Source organism: Enterovibrio qingdaonensis (assembly GCF_028683135.1).
In the GTDB taxonomy this organism is placed as follows: Bacteria; Pseudomonadota; Gammaproteobacteria; order Enterobacterales; family Vibrionaceae; genus Enterovibrio; species Enterovibrio qingdaonensis.
On record NZ_JAJUBB010000010.1, the window covers coordinates 106,396 to 118,293 of the forward strand.

General features: G+C 39.5%; 10 protein-coding genes. All 10 read right to left on the reverse strand.

The genetic code is table 11. The features are described 5' to 3' along the window. Positions 1-276: 276 nt before the first annotated feature. Positions 277-663 (reverse strand): hypothetical protein, encoded by a 387-nt coding sequence (locus tag LRP49_RS14815; RefSeq protein WP_274143079.1) that lies wholly within the window; start codon positions 661-663, stop codon positions 277-279. 121 nt (positions 664-784) lie between these two features. Beyond that, a complete protein-coding gene (gene wecA / locus LRP49_RS14820) occupies positions 785-1,867 on the reverse strand; it encodes a UDP-N-acetylglucosamine--undecaprenyl-phosphate N-acetylglucosaminephosphotransferase (RefSeq protein WP_274143080.1) in 1,083 nt (360 codons plus the stop codon). A gap of 81 nt (positions 1,868-1,948) precedes the next feature. After that, positions 1,949-2,773, reverse strand: a complete 825-nt coding sequence (gene galU, locus LRP49_RS14825) for a UTP--glucose-1-phosphate uridylyltransferase GalU (RefSeq protein WP_274143081.1) — start codon at positions 2,771-2,773, stop codon at positions 1,949-1,951. Positions 2,774-2,800: 27 nt separating this feature from the next. Beyond that, a complete protein-coding gene (locus tag LRP49_RS14830; RefSeq protein ID WP_274143082.1) occupies positions 2,801-3,967 on the reverse strand; it encodes a nucleotide sugar dehydrogenase in 1,167 nt (388 codons plus the stop codon). A 14-nt stretch (positions 3,968-3,981) separates the two neighbouring features. Continuing rightward, the gene (locus tag LRP49_RS14835) at positions 3,982-5,412 is read right to left on the reverse strand and encodes a phosphomannomutase (protein WP_420791587.1); all 1,431 of its coding nucleotides are present in this window, start codon (positions 5,410-5,412) and stop codon (positions 3,982-3,984) included. Between the two features lie 10 nt (positions 5,413-5,422). After that, the gene (locus LRP49_RS14840; RefSeq protein ID WP_274143083.1) at positions 5,423-6,850 is read right to left on the reverse strand and encodes a mannose-1-phosphate guanylyltransferase/mannose-6-phosphate isomerase; all 1,428 of its coding nucleotides are present in this window, start codon (positions 6,848-6,850) and stop codon (positions 5,423-5,425) included. 4 nt (positions 6,851-6,854) lie between these two features. Then, positions 6,855-8,042 (reverse strand): glycosyltransferase family 4 protein, encoded by a 1,188-nt coding sequence (locus LRP49_RS14845; protein WP_274143084.1) that lies wholly within the window; start codon positions 8,040-8,042, stop codon positions 6,855-6,857. Beyond that, positions 8,021-9,289, reverse strand: a complete 1,269-nt coding sequence (locus tag LRP49_RS14850) for an O-antigen ligase family protein (RefSeq protein ID WP_274143085.1) — start codon at positions 9,287-9,289, stop codon at positions 8,021-8,023. Before LRP49_RS14850 ends, LRP49_RS14845 begins: the two co-directional genes overlap by 22 nt. Positions 9,290-9,298: 9 nt before the next feature. Then, positions 9,299-10,504, reverse strand: a complete 1,206-nt coding sequence (locus LRP49_RS14855; RefSeq protein ID WP_274143086.1) for a glycosyltransferase — start codon at positions 10,502-10,504, stop codon at positions 9,299-9,301. Between the two features lie 7 nt (positions 10,505-10,511). Then, a complete protein-coding gene (locus tag LRP49_RS14860) occupies positions 10,512-11,897 on the reverse strand; it encodes a hypothetical protein (protein ID WP_274143087.1) in 1,386 nt (461 codons plus the stop codon). Position 11,898: the final 1 nt, after the last annotated feature.

Below are 11,898 nucleotides of genomic sequence, written 5' to 3' on the forward strand. Positions count from 1 at the left end.
GCTGCTCTAATTCAACAAAAGAAAAGGGAACGTAACGAAAGCCAACAGCAAAACGAAGGAGTGAAAAGCAAAACTACGAAAGAGATAACAGAGAAGGAAGCAAGTTAAGAAAGAGAAAGGAGAAAAAAGAGAAGAGAAGAGAAGAGAAGAGAAGAGAAGAAAATATAAAAGCGATTCATGGGTAAATTAGCGAATAACATTTACGCACATCTATCACCAGACACTATTGATTAGTTTTTACCGTAAATAACGCCCTCAGCCAAAGCGCACTTACCTTTATGCTCGCCTCGCTTTCCAAAACAGATAGCTCTGTTGGAAAATCACAACAAGCAACACCGCCACCACATTGGCCATGGCATCATTCACACTGCCGTCTCTGTTGGCAATAAAAGCATCCTGAGCCCATTCTGAAAAGACACCCAGCGCAAGTAAGCCGATATAGACATAAGGCTGCACCTTACGGCCAAGCGGCACTACCAACCAAGCAGCAAAATGAAATAACGCAAAGTGCAAAAGGAGATCGCCATGACCAAAGAAAAATGCCTTCCGGTCGACATTTAGCTCCGACAAGCCAAGTGGACTAAACAGAGAGATGAATGCAACCAGCACCAACAAGGCTGACATGACATGCAGCATGCCCTGTTTTGATAATGTATTAGCCATATACGATGCGTATTCCAAGTCCGAATAGAAAAACTAAAACAAAAAGCCAGAAGCTTTCACTTCTGGCTTTATTAATCCTAGCAATATCAATCCGCTTCGCTCAAGTTTTAAACTCGTCACATCACAGCGAGGCTTCTTCCGCCAATGGTGATTTACCCATCCACTGCCTGATTTTCGCGGTGATGCGGAAAATATGGCTGATCACGTAGAAGTACACCGAGAACAACAGCAAAAATGCAATAAACATGATGGTTTCGCTGATCAGCAATATTTCACCGATAATACCGATACCTGCAAACTTCGCCGCCAAGGCACAAATCACCGCCAAGGTCATGCGTGAAGACAATCCGATACGCTGGCAAATATGGTGCAAATGCTCACGATCCGGTTTAAATGGCGAATGCCCTTTTCGGATACGGCGCGTCATGATGGTTGCCATGTCCATCAACGGCAACGCAATAAACCATAACGCCGCAACGGGGCGAATCGCATCGGTATGGATGTTCTGTGAACCACGGATAAGAAACCACACCACGGTAAAGCCAATCAGCATGCTGCCAGCATCACCCATAAAGACTTTAAAACGTGGACCTAGCGGAATACCAAGGTTCAACAAAATATAAGGAATGAGCGCGGCAATAAACATCAAACAGCTTATGGCGAGTGCGGTATCGCCACTTAACCAGAACATGATGGCGAGCGCACCGAAAGAGACAGAGGCCAACCCGCCGAGCAGCCCATCAATGCCGTCTACCATATTGAACGCATTGATCGCGCCAATGACCGCAATAATGGTGACAAAGTAGCTCACCCAATCTGGCAAAAACAAAGGCACATTGCCGGCAATGCTGCCCAAGCTAGCGAGGTTCAGGTCTGCTGCGAAAATCATCGCAAGCGAAATGCCCGCCTGCACAAACAGACGCACCTTGAAACTGATGTCGAACTTGTCGTCCAGCACACCAATACCAATCAGTACTGCACCACAAGCCAGATAGAGCCAATCATCATTGGTCATATCCACGTAGAGCACAGAAGTCAGCGCAATCGCGCAGTAAATGGACACGCCACCGACAAGAGGAATGGCACCAGTGTGCAGTTTACGCGCGTTAGGTTTGTCGACGAGGTTGATTCTCTTTGCCACTTTTCGAAAGCAAAAAAGTAAAACGAACGACAACAGGAAAGTTGTTAATAAAGCCAATGACATGATGGAATAATTATACGTTATGTTGAATGGTGGTCGGCGCGAAGCGAAAGAAAGGGAGTGAATGGTCACTCCCTGTTAGTTCTAGCCTTTATAGACATGTTCAAAGCAGTAATTGGTCGCCTCAATGAAGCCCTCCACACTGCCGCAATCAAAGCGTTTACCTTTGAACTTATACGCCAGCACACAACCACTTTGGGCTTGTTGCAACAGCGCGTCGGTAATTTGAATTTCCCCGCCTTTACCTGGTTCGGTATTTTCAAGAATGTCGAAAATATCAGGTGTCAGGATATAGCGGCCGATAATGGCAAGGTTACTTGGCTCTGTGCCAGGAACTGGCTTTTCAACCATGTCCGTGACACGAATCAAGTTATCCGTTAGAGCTTCACCGGCAATGACACCGTATTTATGGGTGTCTTCCGCAGGCACTTCTTCAACGGCAACAATGGAGCAACGGAACTGCTTATACAGCGCGACCATTTGCGCCAGCACACCTTCTTCAAGGTTAATGCAAAGGTCATCTGCTAACACAACCGCGAAAGGTTCATCGCCCACCAATTCTCGCCCGGTCAAAATGGCATGGCCGAGCCCTTTCATTTCGCGTTGGCGGATATAAGTGAAGTTGGCGGAGTCAATCACTTCCCGAATATCCGTCAGCAAAGCTTCTTTGCTGGTGCCAGAGATTTGATGTTCCAGTTCGTAGTTTTTATCGAAGTGATCCATCAAAGAGTGTTTACCGCGACCAGTCACAATGCACATGCTTTTCATGCCCGCCTGAATGGCTTCGTCAACACCGTACTCAATGAGCGGTTTATTCACGATAGGCATCATTTCTTTAGGCATAGATTTGGTAGCAGGTAAAAAGCGGGTCCCGTAGCCAGCTGCAGGGAAAAGGCATTTTTTAATCATAATATTTTTTCTAAATTTTACGGATTATTAGTCGCTACCAAACAGATCGCGTGTGTATACCTTGTCTGCAACATCAGCGAGCTCTTCCGCCATTCGGTTAGAGACAATGACATCTGACTTCGTTATAAACGCTTCAAAATCTGTCATCACTTCTGAATGGAAGAACTCTTTTTCGTTAAGAACCGGCTCGTAAACCACCACTTCGATGCCTTTGGCCTTAATACGTTTCATAATGCCTTGAATTGAAGAAGCACGGAAATTGTCAGAGCCCGACTTCATAATCAAACGATAGATACCCACTACTTTCGGATTCTTGCGCAGAATCGATTCCGCAACAAAGTCCTTACGGGTGGTATTCGCATCCACAATCGCTTGGATGATGTTATTCGGTACATCCGCATAATTAGCGCGTAGTTGCTTTGTATCTTTAGGCAAACAGTAGCCACCGTAGCCAAAAGATGGATTGTTGTAATGATTGCCAATGCGTGGATCTAAACCGACACCTTCGATAATCTGACGCGCATCTAAACCATGCGCTTCTGCGTATGAATCAAGTTCATTAAAGTACGCTACGCGCATAGCAAGATAGGTGTTTGAAAATAGTTTTACCGCTTCCGCTTCCGTTGAATTCGTGAACAGCACTTCGATATCTTTTTTCTCTGCACCTTCGACTAACAAGTTAGCGAATGTTTCTGCGCGTTCACTTCGCTCACCAACAATGATACGAGAAGGATTAAGATTGTCATACAAAGCTTTGCCTTCTCGAAGAAATTCAGGTGAGAAAATAATATTCTCACAGCCGAACTCTTCTTTAATGCGTTTGGTATAACCAACCGGCACCGTTGACTTGATAACCATGACCGCGAGAGGGTTAATCGCCATTACATCTTTAATCACTGCTTCTACAGAAGATGTATTAAAGTAGTTGGTTTTTGCATCATAGTCAGTAGGGGTTGCGATAATAACAAAAGATGCGTCTTTATATGCTTCTTCTTTATCTAGAGTAGCAATAAAATTTAGATTTTTATTTATTAGAAAATCTGTAATTTCCGCATCAACAATAGGAGATATACGATCATTTAATAATTGGACTTTTTCTTCAATGATATCGACGGCAACAACCTCGTGGTTTTGCGCCAAAAGCATAGCATTAGACAAGCCAACATAGCCTGTCCCAGCAATAGCAATTTTCATTTTTATCTCAGCAGTTAAAATAAGTTGGAGGTTTGAATATTGGTAAGTGCCTGACAGACCAATCTTTGCGCTTGCTCTTCAGTATTCGACTCGGCGTAACAACGAAGCTCAGGCGCATTACCTGATGGCCTAAAGTGAATCACATCGCCATTGACGAGAATAATACGCAACCCATCAGTTAGGTCCGTATTTTCAACTCGCACACTGTCAAAGCCCAAAGTCGCGAGAAAATATTCCGGTTGTGCTTTGGCTACTTCCAAAATCGTAACGCTTTTTTCAGTCGCAAAGTTTTGAATGCGATCACTGTGCGTGAAGCGTTGAGGTAGTTGCTCTACCAGCTTCGAAATGGAGATACGCTTTGAAGCTGAGAGCAACATTAGGGCTGGGAGTACCGCATCTCGTGTTGGCAGGGCTTTAATCGTCGTTCCGTTATACACCACATCTGAACCGAGCAAAAAGCCCCCATTCGCTTCAAAGCCAGCAATATTCCGATAGCTCTTCGCTAGATTATCAAACTCAGCAATCACATACGGTGAGCCAATCTTAGTGCGAGAAGCATGTGGAAATTCGCCGGAGAGCTCTACTCCTGTATTGCAGCTGACAGGTAACGCCAACGCTTCAATACCCAACTCTTTTGCACACAACAATCCGAGAATATCACCTCTTAGCCAGTTACCATTTTCGTCTGATACCAATGGCCTGTCTCCGTCGCCATCCGTCGAAAAGATAAAATCCAGTTCGTGCTCTTGTGACCATTTGCGGGCTTTTTCTTTGTCTGAATCTGATACAGCTTCGGTATCGATTGGGACAAACTGGTCACTTCGTTCTAACGAAACAACGTCTGCTCCCAAGCTCTCAAACATCTTTGAATACAGATCGCGTCCTGCACTTGAGTGTTCATAAATACCAATGCGGCGACCGCAGAGAAAATTGCTATTGAAGAGAGAAACGTTACGTTCAACGTAAGCAACAGCCGCTTTGGGAGATACGACTAATTCGGGTTCTTCGGCTGAGAGGGTAAACTCAATACTCGCATTCAGAATGGCTTGCTCATCGCTTTTCGTAATTTCGCCGTCTGGGCGATAGAACTTTAGGCCGTTACGGTCAAACGGGATATGGCTGCCCGTTACCATAATAGAAGGCATTCCATCTTGCATCGCGACATATGCCAAAGCAGGTGTTGGGACAACGCCATAGTAAATTGGGGTTAGGCCCATTTCTTTTACGGCACTGATAATGGCTTTGGCCATTTGAGGGCTACTAGGTCGATTATCTATCGCGATGGCAACCGAATCAAACTCAAACTCACTTCGGATGGAAGAAATAAATGCATGAGCAAAAGCGGCACACGCTTCCTGAGTGAATTGCTCTACCAAACCTCTGGCACCACTTGTACCAAATTGTATGCCAGATTTTTTTATAATATTTGAACTAGCCAACAACATTTTCTACCCCTTAGTAACCTTCACCTTCACAACCAATTCGCTCGATGTCATCCTCCCCGAGATAAGTCCCCGTGCGGACCTCGATAATTTCCAAATCAACGACACCTGGATTTTCAAATGAATGAGGATTACCTATCGGGATATATGTTGATTCGTTCTCTGAAATTAAATAAACATCTTTGCCGTTGGTAACTTTTGCGGTACCAGAAACAACTATCCAATGCTCTGCACGATGGTAATGAACTTGAGTCGCTGTTTTTTCTCCGGGGCGAACAGTCACTTTCTTTACATGGTACCGAGAACCCTCTGCAATATGATCGTGATTACCCCAAGGGCGATAAACGACGCGATGGTGTAAAAACTCTGAGCGGTCATCTGCTTTAAGTTTATTAACGACGCTTTTAACATCTTGGACAGAATCTCTATGAGCAACGAGAATAGAGTCTTTAGTATCAACAATGATTAAGTCTTCTAGCCCAACCGCCGCCACAAGTCGTTCTGGCGCATTGATGTAACAACGTTTGCTCTTTTCTGCAATAACATCGCCACGAACAACATTCTGATCAGCGTCTTTGTCTGAAACTTCCCAGAGCGATGACCAAGCACCAATATCGCTCCAACCAGCACTCATTGGGACAACTACCGCAGAATCTGTCTTCTCCATAACCGCATAGTCAACCGAATCATCGGGGCAATCATGGAAAGCCTTTTCGCCGATTCGTGTAAAGTACAAGTCATTAGACGCAGTTGATAACGCCTTTTCGACGGACGAAAGAATGTCAGGACGGTATTTCTTGAGCTCTTCCAAATAACGAGATGCTTTGAACATGAACATCCCACTATTCCAGTAGTAGTTACCCGTTGCTAAATAGCTTTGAGCAGTTTCGAGATTAGGCTTTTCAACAAAAGAGTCTACTACGTAAGCTTCAAGTTCATCGCGAAAGCCTTCTACGGGGCTACCTCTATGTATGTATCCGTAGCCAGTTTCTGGAGCAGTTGGAACAATGCCGAACGTCACAAGTTGGCCCAGTTCAGCAAGTGACTTCGCGGACTGAACAGAAGCAGAAAAAGTATCAACATCCTTTATCAGATGATCTGCAGCCAATACTAAAAGTATTGGGTCGGAATTTTCCTTTAATGCACTTAATGCGGACAATGCAATGGCTGGGGCCGTATTTCGTCCGAAAGGTTCTAAAATGATATTGCTAAATGGAAGATTTCCGCTTCTAAGTTGTTCTGCTACCAGAAACCTATGCTCTTCATTACAAATAATAGACGCAGGAAGGTGTTCAATATCGTTAAGTCGGTAAAGCGTCTCTAGAAGCATTGAATTTTTGCTATTCAATGATAGGAACGGCTTTGGATAATGGTTTCGAGACATTGGCCACAAACGCGAACCAGATCCGCCGGCCATAATAACAGGGAGTATTGAGGACATAATTCTAACTTAATAACTCACTAATTCTTTCGTTCAATGGGCGCAATTTACCTGCCCAAGAATGGTGTTCCTTGACGTACTGGTTAGCACTATTTGCGATTCTTTCTGCTAGTTGATTATCACTTTTTAAGCGGAGTATACCCCCGACAATTTCGGGCGGCGTGTCAGCGACCAATATATCTAAGTCTGGCTTAGCTTCTAATCCTTCTAAACCAGTAGTTGTTGTTATTGTAGGAAGACCCAAAGCCATATATTCGAGGATTTTATTCTGCACACCTGCAGCAAGTCTGACGGGGCAAACACCCGCAATTGCGCCTCTGGCATGCTCTACAATATCATCAACAGCTCCAGTAACGATAACACCTTCGTAGCTTTTGAGTTTTCTTTCATTTTCTGGCTTTATTCGCCCAATTACTTTGAAGGTAAAATCACCATTCTCTCTTAGCAATGGCATTGCCTCACTGGCGAACCATAGTGCTGCATCCATGTTTTGGGCAGAATACATATTGCCAATAAACACAACAAAGTTTCCGCTGGGTGAAAAATCGAAAGTCAACTTTTCAACGTCTACGCCATTTGAGCAAACCAATGATTTATCAAATAGTACTTTGTCACACTTGAATAAGAACTCTCGGTCGAATTTGGAAACGAGGACATTACAATCGAAAGATTTTGCAATAAGCTTTTCATAATGGTTTAATCGATTTTTTTCAACATTATAAATTAAACCTTTTATACCAGTGTGGTTCTTTGTTTCAGAGACCCTAAAATAATTCATAGAAATTGCATCTGTCATTTCGAGAACTTTTCGTGTTTCGAGATCTTTTGCGTAATCTGCGGTTCGGATTAAGTGCGGCAATACTAAATTATTATCTTTAGACAGGTTTTTTACTAGCTTAGCGAATTTTGATGAAGAGTAATATGCCACTTGCAACGGAGTTTGAGTAGGCAATGCTCTTAAACAGTTTAAATAAGACTTCCACTTAGGTAGATAAACTCTATGAACAGAACTAAAAACGCTATCGTCAGGAACGAGATAATCTATTTCGGATTGACTTTCACAAAGTGAAGCTAGAGTTAATTCATATGTTTTAGATAGCTCTCTGCATATTTCAAATATCCTTAGCCTGTCACCACCAATAACTGGATAAGGGAATCTAGGAGTAATAACTAGTATTTTCTTTCTTGACATTTTAAATCTCGCAAAAAGAGCAAAAAAGCATAAGTAAATGGATATAAGAAAAAATAGAAGGTAGAAAACTGCATCATGACGCCAAAAGATAAAGATAGCAGTAAGGCGGGAAGTAGTGATGTTTCAAATAAACTTTTAGCTAGCCTTATTTGGTGAGAAAAAACGAACAAAAAAAGAAACAGACCAGCAATACCGAAATCCACACCGATTCTGATAATAAAGTTCCTTGGATCCGCGTTTAAATCCCTTAAATGCCTAGTTAATTCAGATTCGTACATTATAGGAGAGTGGACAAGGTCTGTATAATTGTGCAAGTTATATGAAAAACCAGATATTCCATAACCATAAGGATAGTCAACAATCATGTTCAAACCAACAACTGGATAACCTATCCTAATGAGAAGAGAATTATCAATTGCTATTATCATATAGTACATATCGTATATGTTATCTGTGTTAATCATTGCTAAGTTGCTAATTCTTGAGAATGTGTACCCTCCTTGATTAAAAAAAGAATAAACAATAGAAACTGCAAAAAAAGACATTAAAATACATATTGAATACTTAAATAAACTTCCAAGTGAAACTTTACTAAAAACTATAAAATAAAAACTTAGCGATACCACCAAAACAATAAATCCAGTCATTGAAAAAACAAGCATGAATATAGTTGCGTTAGTGAATAGCAAAAAAACATCAAATCTATTTTTGTTTTCCAAATAGTTTAAAAAAATAAAAACACTAATAAATAATAGTAATTGAACGGCCCAAGAAGGTTCGTTAGTTGTTAATACAAAGCCTGCTTTATCTGAACCTGTAATAAAGCTAGTAATAGCAATTTTCAAAGGGTGAAGCATAGAAGTCTTTGATAAAAAGAACTCAACTATAGCCACTATTGAAAATAGCCTGGATAGCTTTAATAAACAGTTAAATAAATGCTCCCTACCTATAAGGTTAAATGCATAATAAAAACCCGGAAAGCATAGAAAACCAACAAAATACGCTAAAGTGTATGCAAAATTAAACTGTTGAATATAGTATGAGTAAAATGAATATATAATGAGAAGGAACAAGAAATATATTGAAACTAAAGCACTTGTATAAGAAAAACTTCTAACTTTAGATATGATGAATATAGCACCTAACAACGCTCCAAAATAAGGAGTGACAGCAGAATACGTTCCAGGTATCAGAGGCAAACTCCAAAATGGTGTTGAGCATATTAATATATATGCCAGAGTTCTCATGTCCTATATTCACTCTTTGGTTGAGTTATTACAAAATGAAAATAGACCACATATTTTCTCATCGAGATGAATAACATCAAAGTCAAGAGATCTATTTAGGCTTCTAGATTTATAGTCCATATAAATATCAATGTCATCCAACAATTTTACTTTTTCGCAAATAGTATCCACATCCATGCTTGATATTATTTTATGGTTTTCATTAACACGCCCTAAAGATAAGCCAAACTTACCATTTCCGATTATATATCCAGGTCCACTTTCACATTCTGTAGAAATAACAGGAATTCCAAGTGCCATTGCTTCAACAAGGGAATTACCAAAAGACTCCCAAATGGACGGAAAAATAAATGCATGCGATTTAGATATATACTTATGTGGGTTAGATACATTACCAAAAAAGTGAACAGTATTTGATAATCCGTTATCGCTTACTCGCACTTCAAGGAAGTCACGCATTTCTCCGTCACCTAAAATAACCAAGTGATACAATTCTTTGTTACTGTTAATTCTATTCATGAAATCTATTAAGTGCCATTGACCTTTCTGCCTTGACAGTCGCCCAGATGTAATTAGCACTTTATTTCTTTTGAACATATCTTCTAATTCAGTTTCAAGCTTTTCCTCACTCAAAATTTTAATCTCGTCGAGACAAAAGAAATTGTCTAAATGATATATCTTTTCTAAAGGTAAATCATAAAAATTTTTAATAGCAGTAATCATCTCAAATGAATTTGCATGAACTCTATCACAATAAGGATAAAGCCATTTAACGATCATGCTTATTAGACTACCATCCTTAAGATCCTTACTAGGATCTTGACGCTCTGACAAAATTATCTTGGTTTTGTTTGAAGTGAAGAAGGATGATAATACATTCACGATATTTGGTATATACGTCATTGAATAAACGATTTCAGGTTTATTCTTTTTAACATATGCAACTAACTTTATAATCGCGATTAATAATGCTGGGTACCTAAAAATCTTCTTATATATATAATGGAACTTTGAATTACAAAAGTTAGCGGATAGAGGCAAATTAAAGTGAATTATTCTTGAGCAGTTAACCTTATGATTAACAGGCGTAGAGTCGTAAACTATTAAATCAACATCATGATTTTCCATTAGAAAGTTAGATAACTTTCTTGTACTCTCTGCCACACCACCTTGATATAAATCTGTAGTAAAGATGGTAATTCTTTTTTTATTCATTATTAGGTTATCTTTCCTTTAAATCGTATGTAGGGTAACTATATAAGTCAATATAATTCATAATTTTTGATGCATCGTAGTCATCACAAGAAACCATCACAACTAGGATTGCCAACAATTCACTCTCGTAACCCTGCCAGCTTGTTGAAAATGTTGAACTGTAGTTTCTAATGGCTAATTTTTTTTCGTCACCATTCATATTTTTGGATTTAAATAAAATCAAGGCTTCAGACACACTCCCAACACTTGGGCATAAACCATTTTTAACAAAGCCATAATAATCATTGTAATCGCAGCTATTTGAAAGGTTAAAATAACAACTGAAAATACCTAAAAGAGCAGCTTCTAAATGAATACCTGTATTACTAGCAATCACAAACGATACGGACGAAAAAAAATCATGAATACTTTCCGTACTAGGATTAGTTATGCAGACTAAAGCACTTCCCCCGTATATCCTCTCAATGAATCTTCTATAATTATAAAATTGACTCGGATGAAGCCTTACACGAACAAAAATATTTTTTGATATACAATCGTCAATAATTTTTTTCACTAAATGAATATTATCTAGATTATTAAGAGCCAAACCCACTGATAATATATTTGGCTTATTTTGAATACGTGGTAGTAATTTTTTCTGGCCAGTTAAAAAAACAGTTGTTTTGTGTGTGCTTTTCCGATTTGAAATAGACTCATAGATCATTAATGAGTGATAACCATCAAGGAAAGCATAATCAAATTCCAATTCTGGAAAGTATGTAGAAACACTTGCATGCTGTACGTACATGGTTTTAATTGAATGCTTCTTCGCGACCATCAAAAAAGCTCGATTAGAAACATTATGATCATTAGATGTTAATATGTTATCTATACAGCCGTTACTGAGTAATTCTTCAAAGTAATTAAGATAAAAGTGACTTTTTAGAAAAAAATCAAAGCAATTCCAAAAACCAGTTATATTACTTTTCTTCCCAAGAATATATCTAGACCTAACCAGATTAAGCCCTAGTGAATTCATGGTAACTTTAGTAGGAAAGCCAACAACACCAAAATTAACATTATAATCTTTACACAATTTTATTAGATTTGGCTCAACCAACAAAAATGGTTTACGTTCAAGTTTTATTAGTTCTCTATAAACCCCAATAACTGAGTTTAATTGATTAGTTGTCCCAGCATATATTAAAGTATCACATCTAATATTATTATTTTTCTTCAGCTTTAACCTTCTGGCAATGAAGTATATATAGTTAAGAATTCTAAATAAAAATTTAGATTTCTCATTTTTGACAAGATAATTAAGAGTACTAGTGTGGTTGCCATACAGATAGGATAAATTGAATTCATCCACCTCACTTAGGATTTTTAAACTTTCTTTAAGCAATCGCATC

Bases quoted from the DNA above. Each gene is read 5' to 3' on its own strand.
- LRP49_RS14815 (WP_274143079.1), bottom strand. From the start codon at position 663: ATGGCTAATACATTATCAAAACAGGGCATGCTGCATGTCATGTCAGCC.
- wecA (WP_274143080.1), bottom strand. From the start codon at position 1,867: ATGTCATTGGCTTTATTAACAACTTTCCTGTTGTCGTTCGTTTTACTT.
- galU (WP_274143081.1), bottom strand. From the start codon at position 2,773: ATGATTAAAAAATGCCTTTTCCCTGCAGCTGGCTACGGGACCCGCTTT.
- LRP49_RS14830 (WP_274143082.1), bottom strand. From the start codon at position 3,967: ATGAAAATTGCTATTGCTGGGACAGGCTATGTTGGCTTGTCTAATGCT.
- LRP49_RS14835 (WP_420791587.1), bottom strand. From the start codon at position 5,412: ATGTTGTTGGCTAGTTCAAATATTATAAAAAAATCTGGCATACAATTT.
- LRP49_RS14840 (WP_274143083.1), bottom strand. From the start codon at position 6,850: ATGTCCTCAATACTCCCTGTTATTATGGCCGGCGGATCTGGTTCGCGT.
- LRP49_RS14845 (WP_274143084.1), bottom strand. From the start codon at position 8,042: ATGTCAAGAAAGAAAATACTAGTTATTACTCCTAGATTCCCTTATCCA.
- LRP49_RS14850 (WP_274143085.1), bottom strand. From the start codon at position 9,289: ATGAGAACTCTGGCATATATATTAATATGCTCAACACCATTTTGGAGT.
- LRP49_RS14855 (WP_274143086.1), bottom strand. From the start codon at position 10,504: ATGAATAAAAAAAGAATTACCATCTTTACTACAGATTTATATCAAGGT.
- LRP49_RS14860 (WP_274143087.1), bottom strand. From the start codon at position 11,897: ATGCGATTGCTTAAAGAAAGTTTAAAAATCCTAAGTGAGGTGGATGAA.